The 16,840-nt window shown below is 42.5% G+C and carries 13 protein-coding genes; all 13 read left to right on the top strand.

Annotated elements, in window-relative coordinates:
* Nucleotides 1–34: 34 nt before the first annotated feature.
* Nucleotides 35–2,719: a cation-translocating P-type ATPase gene (locus QM941_RS07575; protein ID WP_414340013.1), complete on the top strand. Its 2,685-nt coding sequence runs from the start codon at nucleotides 35–37 to the stop codon at nucleotides 2,717–2,719.
* A 215-nt stretch (nucleotides 2,720–2,934) separates the two neighbouring features.
* Nucleotides 2,935–3,345, top strand: a complete 411-nt coding sequence (locus QM941_RS07570; protein WP_075568091.1) for a peptide deformylase — start codon at nucleotides 2,935–2,937, stop codon at nucleotides 3,343–3,345.
* Between the two features lie 45 nt (nucleotides 3,346–3,390).
* Nucleotides 3,391–4,113, top strand: coding sequence for a peroxide stress protein YaaA (yaaA, locus tag QM941_RS07565; RefSeq protein ID WP_414340012.1), 723 nt, complete (start codon nucleotides 3,391–3,393; stop codon nucleotides 4,111–4,113).
* Nucleotides 4,114–4,400: 287 nt separating this feature from the next.
* Nucleotides 4,401–5,687 carry a homoserine dehydrogenase gene (locus QM941_RS07560; RefSeq protein WP_414340011.1) on the top strand — a complete coding sequence of 429 codons (1,287 nt, stop codon included), beginning with the start codon at nucleotides 4,401–4,403 and terminating at the stop codon, nucleotides 5,685–5,687.
* 1 nt (nucleotide 5,688) lies between these two features.
* Nucleotides 5,689–6,558: a homoserine kinase gene (gene thrB / locus QM941_RS07555; RefSeq protein WP_414340010.1), complete on the top strand. Its 870-nt coding sequence runs from the start codon at nucleotides 5,689–5,691 to the stop codon at nucleotides 6,556–6,558.
* A gap of 122 nt (nucleotides 6,559–6,680) precedes the next feature.
* On the top strand, nucleotides 6,681–7,619 hold the full coding sequence (msrB, locus tag QM941_RS07550) for a peptide-methionine (R)-S-oxide reductase MsrB (RefSeq protein WP_414340009.1): 939 nt from the start codon (nucleotides 6,681–6,683) through the stop codon (nucleotides 7,617–7,619).
* A 48-nt stretch (nucleotides 7,620–7,667) separates the two neighbouring features.
* Nucleotides 7,668–9,392 (top strand): ABC transporter ATP-binding protein, encoded by a 1,725-nt coding sequence (locus tag QM941_RS07545; RefSeq protein WP_414340008.1) that lies wholly within the window; start codon nucleotides 7,668–7,670, stop codon nucleotides 9,390–9,392.
* A 1-nt stretch (nucleotide 9,393) separates the two neighbouring features.
* Nucleotides 9,394–11,142 carry an ABC transporter ATP-binding protein gene (locus QM941_RS07540; RefSeq protein WP_414340007.1) on the top strand — a complete coding sequence of 583 codons (1,749 nt, stop codon included), beginning with the start codon at nucleotides 9,394–9,396 and terminating at the stop codon, nucleotides 11,140–11,142.
* A 120-nt stretch (nucleotides 11,143–11,262) separates the two neighbouring features.
* A complete protein-coding gene (locus tag QM941_RS07535) occupies nucleotides 11,263–12,522 on the top strand; it encodes a TRZ/ATZ family protein (RefSeq protein WP_414340006.1) in 1,260 nt (419 codons plus the stop codon).
* A gap of 177 nt (nucleotides 12,523–12,699) precedes the next feature.
* Nucleotides 12,700–13,795, top strand: a protein-coding gene (gene prfB, locus QM941_RS07530) for a peptide chain release factor 2 (RefSeq protein ID WP_414340005.1) whose coding sequence is annotated in 2 segments (ribosomal slippage) — nucleotides 12,700–12,771 and nucleotides 12,773–13,795 — 1,095 coding nt in all. Because the reading frame shifts where the segments join, the coding sequence is not laid out codon by codon here.
* A 15-nt stretch (nucleotides 13,796–13,810) separates the two neighbouring features.
* Nucleotides 13,811–14,503 (top strand): cell division ATP-binding protein FtsE, encoded by a 693-nt coding sequence (gene ftsE, locus QM941_RS07525; protein WP_061863555.1) that lies wholly within the window; start codon nucleotides 13,811–13,813, stop codon nucleotides 14,501–14,503.
* Nucleotides 14,496–15,422, top strand: a complete 927-nt coding sequence (gene ftsX / locus QM941_RS07520; RefSeq protein ID WP_414340004.1) for a permease-like cell division protein FtsX — start codon at nucleotides 14,496–14,498, stop codon at nucleotides 15,420–15,422. Before ftsE ends, ftsX begins: the two co-directional genes overlap by 8 nt.
* A gap of 255 nt (nucleotides 15,423–15,677) precedes the next feature.
* Nucleotides 15,678–16,832, top strand: coding sequence for an MFS transporter (locus QM941_RS07515; protein WP_414340003.1), 1,155 nt, complete (start codon nucleotides 15,678–15,680; stop codon nucleotides 16,830–16,832).
* The last annotated feature ends 8 nt before the right edge of the window (nucleotides 16,833–16,840 follow it).

The raw sequence follows: 16,840 nt of genomic DNA, 5'->3' as shown, positions 1-16,840 counted from the left end.
TTTGTAAAAAGAGGCCAAAAAGGAGGAGACTGTTTTGTCAAAAGAACAAAATAAAGACTTGTTTTACACACAGACCTCAGAAGAAGTCCTAAAGAACTTGGACTCATCTATCGAAGGTTTGTCAACGGCTCAAGCTCAAGAACGCTTAGCGACTTATGGTCGAAATGAGTTAGAAGAGGGCGAAAAACGTAGCCTATTAGCTAAATTCCTTGATCAATTTAAGGATTTGATGATTATCATCTTGCTTGCGGCAGCGGCACTTTCTGTGATTACAGAAGGAATGGACGGTCTAACGGATGCCATTATCATCTTGGCCGTTGTTGTCTTGAATGCTGCCTTTGGAGTTTACCAAGAAGGGCAAGCAGAAGCAGCCATTGAAGCTCTGAAAAATATGTCTAGCCCGATGGCTCGTGTTCGTCGTGATGATCATGTTATTGAGATTGACTCAAAAGAATTGGTCCCTGGGGATATCGTCTTGCTTGAAGCGGGAGATGTCGTGCCTGCAGATATGCGTTTGTTTGAAGCAGCTTCTCTTAAAATAGAAGAAGCAGCTCTTACAGGGGAGTCTGTGCCAGTTGAAAAAGATGTGACAGGACTTGTTGAAGCAGATGCTGGTATCGGGGATCGTGTTAACATGGGTTACCAAAACTCAAACGTAACATACGGTCGTGGTATTGGTGTCGTGACCAACACTGGTATGTACACAGAAGTTGGTAAGATTGCGGACATGTTGGCCAACGCAGACGAAACAGAAACACCGTTGAAGCAAAGCTTGGAACAATTATCTAAGGCCTTGACTTACTTAATCATTGTGATTGCAGTGATTACCTTCTTGGTTGGTGTCTTTGTTCGTGGCGAACATCCATTAGAAGGCTTGATGGTGGCGGTTGCCCTTGCGGTTGCAGCTATTCCAGAAGGGCTTCCTGCTATTGTAACCATCGTTCTATCTTTGGGAACTACAACCCTTGCAAAACGTAATTCGATTGTCCGTAAATTGCCAGCGGTTGAAACGCTTGGTTCAACAGAAATCATCGCATCTGATAAAACAGGTACTTTGACCATGAACCAAATGACGGTTGAAAAAGTTTATACCAACGGTCAATTGCAAAGCTCTGCAACAGAAATTGCGGCTAGCAACAATACCCTTCGTGTCATGAACTTTGCCAACGATACCAAGGTAGACCCATCTGGCAAATTGATCGGTGACCCAACTGAAACTGCTCTTGTACAGTTTGGTTTGGACCACAACTTTGATGTGCGTGAAGTCTTGAAGGATGAGCCACGTGTTGCTGAATTACCATTTGACTCAGACCGTAAGCTTATGTCGACTATCCATAAGGAATCTGACGGTTCTTACTTTATCGCTGTCAAGGGTGCACCTGACCAATTACTCAAGCGTGTGACTCGTATCGAAGTCAATGGGGAAGTTCGCCCAATCACAGAAGAAGATAAAAATGCCATCCTTGCAACCAACAAAGACTTGGCTAAACAAGCCCTTCGTGTCTTGATGATGGCTTACAAGACAAGTAACGAAATTCCAACCTTGGAATCTGAAATTGTTGAATCTGACCTTATTTTCTCTGGTTTGGTCGGCATGATTGACCCTGAGCGTCCAGAAGCTGCGGAAGCTGTACGTGTCGCTAAAGAAGCAGGTATCCGTCCGATTATGATCACTGGTGACCACCAAGATACAGCGGAAGCTATCGCTAAACGTCTCGGTATCATCGATCCAAATGATACAGAAAACCATGTCTTCACGGGTGCTGAGTTGAATGAACTCACTGATGAGGAATTCCAAAAAGTCTTCAAGCAATACTCTGTATACGCGCGTGTATCTCCTGAACACAAGGTTCGTATCGTTAAAGCTTGGCAAAATGAAGGTAAGGTTGTCGCTATGACGGGTGATGGGGTCAACGATGCGCCTTCACTTAAGACAGCTGACATCGGTATCGGTATGGGGATTACAGGTACAGAAGTTTCTAAAGGAGCTTCTGATATGGTCCTTGCTGATGATAACTTTGCAACCATTATCGTAGCGGTAGAAGAAGGACGTAAGGTCTTCTCAAATATCCAAAAATCAATCCAATACCTCTTGTCTGCCAATATGGCTGAAGTTTTCACCATCTTCTTTGCAACATTGTTAGGTTGGGATGTGCTTCAACCGGTGCATTTGCTATGGATTAACCTGGTAACAGATACGCTACCAGCCATCGCCCTTGGTGTGGAACCAGCTGAGCCAGGCGTCATGACTCACAAACCTCGTGGGCGTAAGTCTAACTTCTTTGATGGTGGTGTCTTCGGAGCAATCATTTATCAAGGGATCTTCCAAACGATGCTAGTTTTAGGTGTTTATGGTTGGGCTCTTCTCTTCCCAGAGCACCAAAGTCATACTGAAATCCATGCGGATGCCCTTACCATGGCTTTTGCAACTCTCGGTTTGATCCAATTGCTCCATGCCTTTAACGTTAAGTCGGTTTACCAATCAATCTTTAAAGTGGGACTCTTTACAAACAAGACCTTTAACTGGTCTATCCCAGTTGCCTTTGTCCTCTTTGTGGTGACAATTTTGGTTCCTGGATTTAATAATCTCTTCCACGTTTCAAACTTGAGCTTGGCTCAATGGATGGTTGTTGCCGTAGGAGCACTTATGATAGTGGTCCTTGTTGAGATTGTTAAAGCAGTCCAACGAGCGCTTGGAAAAGATAAAAACGCTATTTAAACAATTATGAAAAGTCATCTTCGGATGGCTTTTTGTTTTTATGTAAATATAAACTAAAATAATACTCAATGAAAATCAAAGAGTAAACTAGGAAGAGAGCCGCAGACTGTACTTGAGTACGGCAAGGTGAAGCTGACGTGGTTTAAATTTGATTTTCGAAGAGTATAATTTTGTGCTATAATCAAGTAGACTGATATGGTATGGAGGAAAGAATCTTGGAAAAGAAAATTGTAAAAGATATCTTGTTTTTGTCGCAGGTATCCCAGCCTGCTAGTCAGGAAGATTTACCCCTAGCAAAGGATTTGCAGGATACCCTATTGGCTAACCGAGAAACCTGTGTTGGACTAGCGGCTAATATGATTGGAGTACAAAAACGCGTCATTATTTTTAATATCGGAATGATTCCCATGGTTATGTTTAATCCAGTTCTCCAATCTTTTGAAGGCTCATACGAAACAGAGGAAGGTTGTTTGTCTTTGGCAGGTGTAAGACCGACAACTAGGTATGAGACAATTACAGTAAGCTATAGAGACATCAATTGGCAAGAGCAAACCATTACCCTGACAGGATTTCCTGCTCAGATTTGTCAGCATGAATTGGATCATTTGGAAGGTCGTATTATTTAAGCTCAAATCCTTGGTAGTCCTAAAAAAATATGCTACACTAACACTATGAAAATTCTAATCCCAACCGCAAAAGAAATGAATACCGAAATCCCTAGTTTAGAGGCTAAACCTTTGTGTCCTGAAAGTCAGGTAGTGCTGGATGAATTGTCTAGATATTCTTCCCAAGAGCTGGAGAACTTTTACAAAATATCCGCTGAAAAAACGCAAGAGGAGTACGACCATATTCATGCCTTAGAAAATGGAACTGCGATAAACTATCCAGCCTTGCACCTCTTTGATGGACTCATGTATCGCAACATCAAACGGGACGATCTCACCAAGGCGGAGCAAACATATCTGGAGAAACACCTCATGATAACATCAGCTCTCTATGGTGTGATTCCAGCCTTTGAACCGATTGCGCCTCACAGACTGGACTTTTTGATGAAGCTTAAAGTCGCTGGCAAAAGCCTAAAAAATCATTGGCAGGCTGCATATGAGGAGTCGATGAAGGATCAGGAGTTAATCTTTTCTCTCTTGTCTTCAGAGTTTGAAACTGTCTTTCCTAAAGAAATCCGTGAGAAAATGGTGACCTTTAAGTTTATGGAAGAAAGAGATGGAAAACTAAAAATCCACTCAACCATTTCTAAAAAAGCTAGAGGGGCCTTCTTAACAGCCTTGATGAAAGATCAGGTAACTTCGGTTGAAGTGATTAAAGATCTTAGTTTTGCAGGTTTCAATTATCGAGAAGACTTGTCTAGTGATAAGGAATTGGCCTTTGTAAAATAGATTGAAAATAGAGAGAGTGGGACAGAAATCGTTAATTCGTTAGAATTCGATTTCGTCGTCCCACCTCCGCACAGTTGAGTAGGGCTGTAAAAGCTGATGAAATCAGCGTAGTTAGAGCCCACTCAACCACTGCGTCTTGCTCGACAATCCAAAGGCGATTGAGAGGCTAGAACTTTTGTCCCAGCCTCTTTTTGTGATTTGGTGCTCCTATTTTTAGTTCAGAATGGTAGGAATTTTCTCACAATTTTGGTATAATAGGACTATTAGAAAATTTCAAGGAGACAAATATGTCAGTTAAGATTGCTTTACTTGGATTTGGTACAGTAGCCAGTGGGGTACCATTCTTGCTAAAGGAAAATAAAGAAAAAATTGTTCAAGCAGCTCAGTCAGAAATTGAAGTAGCTAAAGTTTTGGTCAAAGACGATCAAGAGAAAGCCCGCTTGCTTGAAGCAGGTAATGATTTTAATTTTGTAACAAATATCGATGAAATCTTGTCAGACAAAGACATCACGATCGTTGTTGAGTTGATGGGTCGTATCGAACCTGCTAAAACATTTATCACTCGTGCTTTAGAAGCAGGGAAACACGTCGTGACAGCTAACAAGGATCTTTTAGCAGTCCATGGTGCAGAATTACTTGAGGTAGCCAAAGCTCACAATGTTGCCCTATACTATGAAGCAGCTGTTGCAGGAGGAATCCCAATCCTTCGTACCCTGGTCAACTCACTAGCATCAGACAAAATCACACGTGTTCTTGGTGTTGTGAACGGAACATCTAACTTCATGATGACCAAAATGGTAACAGAAGGCTGGTCTTATGAAGATGCTTTGGCAGAAGCCCAACGACTTGGCTTTGCTGAAAGCGACCCTACCAATGACGTTGACGGAATTGATGCAGCCTACAAGATGGTTATCCTCAGCCAGTTTGCATTTGGAATGAATGTTAAGTTTGAAGATGTAGGCCACCAAGGAATTCGCAACATTACTCCAGAAGATGTAGCAGTAGCTCAAGAACTTGGTTACGTAGTCAAATTGGTTGGTTCTGTTGAAGAAACGGCATCTGGTATTGCTGCTGAGGTTACGCCAACATTCCTTCCTAAAGAACATCCACTTGCGAGTGTTAATGGTGTTATGAATGCAGTCTTTGTAGAGTCTATCGGTATCGGGGAGTCTATGTACTATGGACCAGGTGCTGGTCAAAAACCAACTGCAACAAGTGTTGTGGCTGATATTGCCCGCATCGTTCGTCGTCTGAATGATGGAACAATTGGAAAAGCCTTTAATGAATACAGCCGTCCAGTAGTCTTGGCTAAGCCAGAAGATGTCAAAGCTAACTACTATTTCTCAATCTTGGCTCCAGACTCAAAAGGACAAGTCTTGAAATTGGCTGAGCTCTTTAACGCAGAAGATATTTCCTTCAAGCAAATCCTTCAAGATGGTAAGCAAGAAGGCAAGGCTCGTGTTGTCATCATCACTCATAAAATCAACAAGGCTCAACTGGAGAATATTACAGCAGCCTTGCAAGCAGTAGCTGAGTTTGAACTTCTCAATACCTTCAAAGTTTTAGGAGATTAAGATGAAGATTATTGTACCTGCAACCAGCGCAAATATCGGACCAGGTTTTGACTCGGTCGGAGTAGCTGTTACCAAGTATCTTCAAATTGAGGTCTGTGAAGAACGAGATGAATGGTTGATTGAACATCAGATTGGCAAGTGGATTCCCCATGATGAGCGTAATCTTTTGCTCAAGATTGCCCTACAAATCATTCCCAATCTGCAACCAAGACGCTTGAAAATGACGAGCGATGTTCCTTTGGCTCGTGGTTTGGGTTCATCTAGTTCTGTCATTGTGGCTGGGATTGAATTAGCCAATCAACTAGGTAAGTTAAAGATGACAGACCAGGAAAAACTGGAATTGGCTACTAAGATTGAAGGGCATCCTGATAATGTTGCACCAGCCATTTATGGAAATCTGGTCATTGCTAGCTCAGTTGGAGATCAGGTGTCTGCAATTGTAGCTCCTTTCCCAGAATGTGCCTTTCTAGCCTATATCCCTAATTATGAGCTACGCACTCGAGATAGTCGAGGCGTCCTGCCTAAGAAACTATCTTATAAAGAAGCTGTTGCAGCAAGTTCTATCGCCAATGTAGCGATTGCAGCCTTGCTGACTGGAGACATGGTCAAAGCAGGACAAGCTATTGAGAGTGATCTTTTCCACGAGCGTTACCGCCAAGATTTGGTGCGAGAATTTGCGACGATCAAGAAAGTTGCTAAGAGAAATGGTGCTTATGCAACCTACTTGTCTGGTGCTGGTCCGACTGTTATGGTCTTGGCTGATCCTGACAAGATGCCTAAGATTAAGGCAGAGCTTGAAAAGCAACCTTTCAAAGGTAAGCTTCATGATTTGCAAGTAGATACACAAGGCGTTCGCGTCGAAGCAAGATAAACAGAACAATAGGATGGGGAAACTCTCTATTAGAGGGCTTCCTGTCCTTTTTTTGAAAATGAAACATGGGATATGAAATGATTCCCAGTTTTGTCGGCCGCTGGACGGTCAAGGAGGATGAAATGGCAGAAATATATTTAGCAGGTGGTTGTTTTTGGGGCTTAGAGGAATACTTTTCCCGTATTTCTGGAGTGCTGCAAACAAGTGTTGGTTATGCTAATGGTCAAGTAGAAACCACCAATTATCAATTGATTAAAGAAACAGATCATGCCGAGACTGTGCAAATCATTTATGATGAAAAGGCAGTCTCGCTCCGTGAGATTTTACTCTATTATTTCCGAGTCATTGATCCTCTATCTGTCAACCAACAAGGGAATGACCGTGGTCGTCAATACCGCACAGGGATTTATTACAAAGATGAAGAGGATTTACCGACTATCAATACAGTAGTTCGTGAACAAGAACTCCTCATCGGTCGTAAAATTGCAGTAGAAGTGGAGAAACTACGTCACTATATCTTGGCTGAAGACTATCACCAAGACTATCTCAAGAAAAATCCTGGTGGCTATTGCCACATTGATGTGAGAGATGCTGAGAAACCACTGATAGACGCTGCCAACTACGAAAAGCCTAGTCAGGCAGTTTTACGAAAAAATTTGTCAGAAGAGTCCTACCGAGTTACGCAAGAAGCTGCGACGGAAGCTCCTTTTACTAATGCTTATGACCAAACTTTTGAGGAAGGAATTTATGTCGATATCACGACTGGTGAGCCCCTCTTCTTTGCCAAGGATAAGTTTGCCTCAGGCTGTGGTTGGCCAAGTTTTAGCCGTCCAATCTCTAAAGAGCTTATCCACTACTATCAAGACTTGAGTCACGGGATGGAGCGAATTGAAGTTCGTTCACGTTCAGGAAATGCTCACTTGGGACATGTCTTTACCGATGGTCCTCGTGAACTAGGTGGTCTCCGTTACTGTATCAATTCTGCATCCTTACGTTTTATCGCTAAGGATGAAATGGAAGAGGCTGGCTATGGCTACTTACTTCCATATTTGAACAAGTAAAAAGATGGTGGGTTTCCACCTTCTTCATTTTGTAAATAGAAGGGACATATGAAACAATTACTTTCTTACTTTAAACCCTACCTCAAGGAGTCTTTCCTAGCACCCTTGTTTAAGTTGCTAGAAGCCGTTTTTGAACTCTTGGTTCCCATGGTGATAGCTCGGATTGTCGACCAATCTATCCCTCAAAAAGATCAAGGACATCTTTGGATGCAAATGAGTCTCCTCTTTGTTTTTGCGGTCATCGGTGTCCTAGTAGCCTTAGTTGCCCAGTTTTACTCAGCCAAGGCAGCGGTTGGATTTGCTAAAGAGTTGACCAATGATCTCTATCGTCATATTCTCTCACTACCCAAGGATACTAGAGACCATTTAACGACTTCGAGTTTGGTAACGCGTTTGACTTCAGATACCTATCAGATTCAAACGGGAATCAATCAATTCTTGCGCTTATTTTTAAGGGCGCCTATTATTGTTTTTGGTGCCATTTTCATGGCTTATCGACTCTCGCCTGAATTGACTCTATGGTTTTTGGTCATGGTTGCCATTTTGACCTTTATCATTGTCGTTTTATCACGTCTGGTCAATCCTCTTTACAGCAGTTTGAGGAAGAAAACAGACCAGCTGGTTCAGGAAACACGTCAACAACTACAAGGGATGCGCGTGATTCGAGCCTTTGGTCAAGAAAAACGAGAAATCGAGAATTTCCAAGTACTCAACCAAATCTATACGGCTATCCAAATGAAAACAGGCTACTGGTCTAGTCTCTTGACCCCCTTGACCTATTTGATTGTCAATGGGACCTTGCTGGTGATTATCTGGAATGGTTACCTTTCTATCCAAGGTGGACTCCTCAGTCAGGGTGCTTTGATTGCCTTAATCAACTATCTCCTGCAAATCTTGGTAGAGTTGATCAAACTAGCCATGCTAATCAATTCACTCAACCAGTCTTATATATCTGCCAAGCGGATTGGGGAAGTCTTCGCTGAAGAACCTGAAGATATTCATTCTGAGATTCATGTAGGAAAAGCATCTGGAAATCAAGTTTTACACGTCCAAGACTTGAGTTTTACCTACCCAGATGCAGCTCAACCATCCTTGAGAAATCTTTCTTTTGATGTGCAACAAGGGGAAATCCTTGGAATTATAGGTGGGACTGGATCTGGTAAGTCAACATTGGTACAGGTTTTACTTGGTTTGTACAAACCAGATAAAGGAACAGTGGCCTTCTATCAGGCTGGGAATAGTCCTCAAAATCTTGCTCAATGGCGGTCCTGGATAGCCTATGTTCCTCAAAAGGTTGAACTCTTTAAAGGGACAATCCGCTCCAACTTAACTTTGGGTATGGAAGAGACTGTTTCAGACCAAGAACTCTGGAAGGCTTTAGAAATTGCTCAGGCCAAGGACTTTGTCAGTGAAAAGGAAGGTCAGCTGGATGCAGAAGTCCAAGCAGGCGGTCGTAATTTTTCAGGTGGACAAAAACAACGCTTATCAATTGCCCGAGCAGTTTTGCATCGAGCACCATTTCTCATCTTGGATGATGCGACTTCAGCCCTTGATATCATTACCGAGTCCAATCTTCTAAAGGCTGTTCAGGAAAACTTGCCAAACACCAGCTTGATTTTGATTTCCCAACGCACTTCGACCTTGAAGATTGCAGACCAGATTCTCCTTTTAGAAAAAGGTCAGCAATTAGCGCTTGGAAATCATGAGGAATTGATGAAGACTAGTCAAGTCTATCGTGAAATCAATGCATCCCAACATGGAAAGGAGGACTAGAATGAAAGGTAAACATGCAAGACAAACCCTCAAACGTTTAGCAAAAGATTTAGCAAGTCATCCCGTCCTTCTTTTCCTAGCTTTCTTAGGAACCATTGCCCAGGTAGCCCTGTCTATTTATCTACCAATCTTGATAGGACAGGTGATCGACCAAGTCTTAGTGACGGGCTCATCTCAGGTATTTTGGCAGATTTTCCTCCAGATGATATTGGTGGTTATAGGAAATACACTGGTACAATGGGCCAATCCCCTCCTCTATAATCGACTGATTTTCTCCTACACCAGAGATTTACGTGAAAAAATCATTGAAAAACTCCATCGTCTCCCGATTGCCTTGGTAGACAGACAGGGGAGCGGAGAAATGGTCAGTCGTGTGACGACAGATATTGAACAGTTGTCAGCGGGACTGAATATGATTTTCAACCAATTTTTCATAGGAGTTTTGATGATTTTGGTCACCATCCTTGCTATGCTCCAAATTCATCTCTTGATGACGCTCTTGGTTCTGCTCTTAACACCTCTATCTATGGTCATTTCACGCTTTATCGCTAAGAAATCCTATCATCTCTTTCAAAAGCAGACAGAGACTAGGGGGCTTCAAACTCAGCTGATAGAAGAATCGCTCACCCAACAGAACATTATCCAGTCCTTCAATGCTCAGGAAGAATTTATCGAGAAACTTCATGAGGCAAATGACAACTACGCAGGTTATTCTCAGTCGGCTATCTTTTATTCATCGACAGTCAATCCTTCCAGCCGTTTTGTCAATGCCCTCATTTATGCCCTACTAGCTGGTGTTGGAGCCTTGCGCATCATGGCGGGTTCAACTTTGACGGTTGGGCGTTTAGTGACCTTTTTGAACTATGTACAGCAGTACACTAAGCCTTTTAACGATATTTCATCAGTCTTAGCCGAGTTGCAAAGCGCCTTAGCTTGTGCAGAACGTGTTTATGCTGTGTTAGAAAGTCCGGAGATTACAGAAACTGGTCAGGAAGAATTGACAAGTGAACAGGTCAAGGGTGCCATCTCCTTTAAGCATGTTTCTTTTGGCTACAATCCTGAAAAGATCTTGATTAAGGATCTGTCTATTGATATTCCAGCTGGTAGTAAGGTTGCTATTGTAGGGCCAACGGGTGCTGGTAAGTCAACCCTTATCAATCTCCTCATGCGATTTTATCCTATTAACTCCGGAGATATTTTGCTAGACGGTCGCTCGATTTATGATTATACCCGAGCATCATTGAGACAGCAGTTTGGAATGGTACTTCAAGAAACTTGGCTCAAGCAGGGAACCATTCATGACAATATTGCCTTTGGCAATCCTGATGCTAGCCGAGAGCAGGTCATTGCAGCAGCCAAGTCAGCAAATGCGGATTTCTTTATCCAACAATTGCCACAGGGATATGATACCAAGCTTGAAAATGCAGGGGAATCCTTGTCTGTTGGTCAGGCTCAGCTTTTAACCATTGCCCGCGTCTTTCTAGCCATTCCTAAGATTCTGATCTTAGACGAGGCGACTTCATCCATCGATACCCGGACAGAGGTGCTGGTTCAGGACGCCTTTGCCAAACTCATGAAAGGACGGACAAGCTTTATCATCGCCCACCGTTTATCGACCATTCAAGATGCTGATTTGATTCTTGTCTTGGTGGATGGAGATATTGTCGAACATGGCAATCATGAGGAACTCATGGCGAGAAAAGGCAAATACTATCAAATGCAGCAAGCAGCAGCTTTTAGCCCAGAATAAATGGGAAAGCCATTATAATGCCAATGAACAAACAAGAAAAGTTGCCTTCGGGTGACTTTTTTGTTACAATAGCTAGAAAAATTGTGATATGTAAATTGTCTTTAGAAAAGGAGAAGCCTCATGAAAGTCTATCAGCGTGTAAATATCGTGTCTTGTGACCAAGATTTCCATGTCTATCTAGATGGGATTTTAGCTGTCAAAGAATCCCAAATCGTCTATGTCGGTCCAGAGAATAAAGAGATATTAGAGCAAGCTGAGCAAGTGATAGACTATCAAGGTGCTTGGATCATGCCGGGCTTGGTTAACTGCCATACTCACTCTGCCATGACAGGCTTGAGAGGCATTCGTGATGATAGCAATCTCCACGAATGGCTGGAGGACTATATCTGGCCAGCAGAAGCAGAATTCACACCAGAGATGACTACAAAGGCTGTCAAAGAGGCTCTAACAGAGATGCTCCAGTCAGGAACGACAACTTTCAATGATATGTACAATCCTAATGGAGTGGATATAGCGGAGATTTATGAGGCAGTCAAGGCATCCAAAATGCGTTGCTATTTTTCTCCGACCCTCTTTTCTTCAGAAGCTGAGACTACGAAGGAGATTATCGCTAGAACTCGAGCTATCATTGATACAATCAAAGGCTACCAAGACCCCAAGTTTAAGGTGATGGTGGCTCCACATTCGCCCTACAGTTGTGGTCGAGATTTGCTGGAGGCAAGTCTTGAGCTAGCAAAAGAAGAAAACATTCCTCTTCATATCCATGTTGCAGAAACACAGGAAGAGTCAGGCATTATCCTGAAACGCTATGGCAAACGCCCATTAGCCTTTCTAGATGAGCTTGGCTATTTAGATCATAAAGCTGTTTTTGCCCATGGTGTGGAGTTACATGAAGGAGAGATTGAGCGCTTAGCAGATTCGCAAGTCACTATTGCCCACAATCCTATCAGTAACCTCAAACTAGCTTCAGGCATTGCACCAGTCGTCCAACTTCAAAAAGCAGGAGTAGCAGTTGGTATTGCGACTGATTCAGTTGCTTCTAACAATAACCTGGATATGTTTGAGGAAGGGCGGACGGCAGCACTCTTACAGAAGATGAAGAGTGGAGATGCTAGCCAATTTCCAATCGAAACTGCCCTCAAGGCCCTGACCATTGAAGGAGCCAAGGTATTGGGAATGGCAGCTGAGATTGGAAGTTTGGAAGTCGGCAAACAGGCTGATTTTCTCGTCATTCAACCCCAAGGCAAAATCCATCTCCAACCACAAGAAAATATGCTGTCTCACCTAGTATATGCTGTTAAATCTAGTGACGTTTCAGATGTCTATATTGGTGGAGAACAAGTCGTAAAGGACGGACAAGTACTGACTGTTAACTTGTAAAATTTAGCATAAATTCTCAAAATCTCATGAGATTTTTCTCATGAGATTTTATATTTTTTCTATGAAATTGCTTGTTTTACTCCAAAGCTAAATCTTTTGGAAAAATTTTTTAAAAAAGCTGATTAGATAAATAAAAAAATTTATGGTATAATAAAACGATACAAAAAAGGAGTATTTATGGACATTTCAGAAATTCGTCAAAAGATTGACGCAAATCGTGAAAAATTAGCTTCTTTCAGGGGGTCTCTTTGACCTCGAAAGGTTAGAAGAAGACATTGCCATTTTGGAAAACAAAATGACAGAACCTGATTTTTGGAACGATAATATTGCGGCCCAAAAAACATCGCAAGAATTAAACGAACTAAAAAACACCTACAACACCTTCCACAAGATGGAAGAGTTGCAGGATGAAGTAGAAATCTTACTAGATTTTTTGGCAGAAGATGAATCTGTCCGTGATGAGTTAGTCGAGCAGCTAGGAGCTTTAGATCAAATGATGACTAGCTATGAGATGACCCTTCTTTTGTCAGAGCCTTATGACCATAATAATGCTATTCTTGAGATCCATCCAGGATCTGGGGGTACAGAGGCTCAAGATTGGGGCGATATGCTCCTTCGTATGTACACTCGCTATGGAAATGCCAAAGGCTTCAAGGTTGAGGTCTTGGATTATCAAGCTGGTGATGAAGCGGGAATCAAGTCAGTGACCCTGTCATTCGAAGGACCAAATGCCTATGGTCTCCTCAAGTCAGAGATGGGAGTTCACCGTTTGGTACGAATCTCTCCATTTGACTCAGCTAAACGCCGTCATACCTCTTTTACTTCTGTAGAAGTTATGCCAGAATTGGATGATACTATCGAAGTAGACATCCGAGAGGATGATATCAAGATGGATACTTTCCGTTCAGGTGGTGCAGGTGGACAAAACGTCAACAAGGTTTCGACTGGTGTCCGTTTGACCCACATTCCGACAGGTATTGTCGTAGCATCAACTGTTGACCGTACCCAGTACGGTAACCGTGACCGTGCAATGAAGATGCTTCAGGCGAAACTCTATCAGATGGAGCAGGAAAAGAAAGCTGCTGAGGTTGACTCACTTAAGGGAGAGAAAAAAGAAATCACATGGGGAAGCCAAATCCGCTCCTATGTATTTACCCCTTATACCATGGTCAAAGACCATCGTACTAGCTTTGAAGTTGCCCAAGTGGACAAGGTCATGGATGGTGACCTAGATGGTTTCATCGATGCCTACCTCAAATGGCGTATTAGTTAATAGAAAGGAAGTCACATGTCAATCATTGAAATGAGAGATGTTGTCAAAAAGTATGACAACGGGACAACTGCCCTACGTGGCGTTACTGTAAGTATTGATGCAGGAGAGTTTGCATATATCGTAGGACCTTCTGGTGCAGGGAAATCAACTTTTATTCGTTCCTTGTATCGTGAGGTAAAAATCGACAAAGGAAGCTTGCAAGTCGCAGGTTTCAACCTAGTAAAGATTAAAAAGAAAGATATTCCGCTTTTGCGTAGAAACGTCGGCGTAGTCTTTCAGGACTACAAACTTTTGCCAAAGAAAACTGTTTATGAGAACATTGCCTATGCAATGGAAGTAGTTGGTGAAAGCCGTCGCAATATCAAAAAACGTGTTATGGAAGTCTTGGATCTTGTTGGTTTGAAACACAAGGTTCGTTCCTTCCCAAATGAACTTTCGGGTGGGGAGCAACAGCGTATTGCCATTGCCCGTGCCATCGTCAACAATCCAAAAGTTTTGATTGCCGACGAACCAACAGGGAACTTGGACCCAGATAATTCATGGGAAATCATGAACCTCTTGGAACGAATTAATCTTCAAGGTACGACAGTTTTGATGGCGACCCACAACAGCCAAATCGTAAATACCCTACGCCACCGCGTTATCGCCATTGAAAATGGTCGCGTGGTTCGTGACGAAGCGAAAGGAGAGTACGGATACGATGATTAGTAGATTTTTCCGCCATCTATTAGAAGCTTTAAAAAGTTTAAAGCGTAATGGATGGATGACTATTGCTGCTGTCAGTTCAGTAATGATCACTTTAACCTTGGTTGCTGTTTTTGCCTCAGTTATCTTTAATACTGCAAAATTGGCCACCGATATTGAAAATAATGTCCGTGTAATGGTCTATATCCGTAAGGACGTTGAAGACAATAGTGAAACCATTGTAAAAGAAGGACAGACCGTTACCAATAATGACTATCACAAGGTCTATGATGCCCTTAAATCCATGCCAGCTGTCAAGAATGTTACTTTCTCAAGCAAGGAAGAACAGTATGACAAGCTGACTGAAACCATGGGGGAAGAATGGAAGGTCTTTGAAGGAGATGCCAATCCCCTTCATGATGCCTATATTGTAGATACCAATACACCTAGTGATGTAAAGACTGTAGCTGCTGAAGCTAAAAAGATTGAGGGTGTCTCTGAAGTTCAAGACGGTGGTGCCAACACAGAACGTCTCTTTAACCTAGCATCATTCATTCGTGTTTGGGGCTTGGTCATTGCAGGTCTCTTGATTTTCATTGCAGTATTCTTGATTTCAAATACCATTCGTATCACCATTATTTCTCGTAGCCGTGAAATCCAAATCATGCGTTTGGTAGGAGCGAAAAACAGCTATATCCGTGGACCTTTCTTACTAGAAGGTGCCTTTATCGGACTATTAGGAGCTGCTTTACCTTCAGTCTTGGTTTACTTTGTCTATAATAGAGTTTTCCAATCTGTTAACCCATCCTTGGTCGGACAGAATTTATCTCTGATTACACCAGATACCTTTATTCCTTTGATGATTGGTCTCTTGTTTGTAATTGGGATCTGTATCGGATCACTTGGTTCAGGAATCTCTATGCGTCGATTCTTGAAGATTTAAGATTAAAAAATGAATCAATAAAAAAGTGGAGCTATCTTAGCCAACTAGGCCGGATGCTTCCTTTTTTTATGTCTCAGCCGGCTATCAGCTGCTTGCCAATTCGCTAGAAACAGTGTATGATAAGAAAGGACCTTTTTGATAAGAGAACTTAGCGTAAAAGTTAAAGAAGAGCTGTAGTAGACATATCCTATATGCCTCATCAAAAACAGTTATTTTGGATAAGTTCTTGCTACCTAAATGAAATATGAGGACAATATGAAACAATTTTTAGAAAAGGCGAGTATTCTCTCCCTGTCACTAGTATTGATTACGTCGTTTTCAATCTCTAGTGCTCTGCCAGCCATGTTTGACTATTATCAGGGCTATTCGACAGGTCAAGTAGAGCTCTTGGTCAGTCTCCCTTCCTTTGGGATTATGACTATGCTTCTCCTAAATGGAGTGCTAGAACGCCTCTTTCCTGAACGCCTCCAATTAACCTTGGGGCTCTTGATTTTATCGATTAGCGGGACTGCGCCTTTCTGGTATCAGGGTTACTATTTTGTCTTTGCGACTCGCCTACTTTTCGGGCTTGGTGTCGGCATGCTCAATGCCAAGGCTATCTCCATCATCAGTGAACGTTACCATGGAAAGACCCGCATCCAGATGCTTGGTTTTCGTGGGTCAGCCGAAGTCGTAGGAGCATCCATCTTAACCTTAGCAGTTGGTCAACTATTAGCATTTGGCTGGACAGCTAGCTTTTTGGTCTATGCGGCTGGTTTGGTAGTTTTGGTGCTCTTTCTCCTCTTTGTTCCTTATGGACATGGCGAGGACCACCATGCTATGCATAAAAGTGAAGTGGCAGAGCAGCTGACTCCATCTATGAAACGCCTGATTTTCTTTTTAGCCATTGCAGCATCCGTCATCGTTTGTACCAACACAGCTATCACCTTCCGTATCCCTAGTCTCATGATCGAGGCAGGTTTTGGAGATGCTCAGCTGTCTAGCTTGGTCTTGAGCGCCATGCAGTTGATTGGAATTCTAGCTGGAATCAGCTTTTCTTTCCTGATCTCGACCTTCAAGGAAAGACTTCTATTGGTCGCTGGTGTCACTTTTGGGATAGGGCAAATCATCATTGCTCTTTCCCAATCACTCTGGGTGGTGGTTGCAGGTTCTATCCTGGGAGGATTTGCCTATAGTATCGCTCTGACGACAGTCTTTCAGTTGATATCTGAGCGAATTCCTGCAAAACTCCTCAATAAAGCAACTTCATTTGCTGTTTTGGGATGTTCTTTTGGAGCATCATTAACACCCTTCGTTCTTTCAGGGATTGTCTTGGTGACTATGGATGGTCGAATGACCTTTATTATCCTAGGAGCATGGATGATTGCAACATCAGTCATTGTTTCTATTTTATTGAAAAAAGAAGTTTAACAAAAAAC

It is taken from the genome of Streptococcus timonensis (assembly GCF_047460355.1).
Classification (GTDB): domain Bacteria; phylum Bacillota; class Bacilli; order Lactobacillales; family Streptococcaceae; genus Streptococcus; species Streptococcus timonensis_A.
Note: the sequence above shows the minus strand (reverse complement) of the source record. Positions and strands in the feature narration are given on the sequence as shown.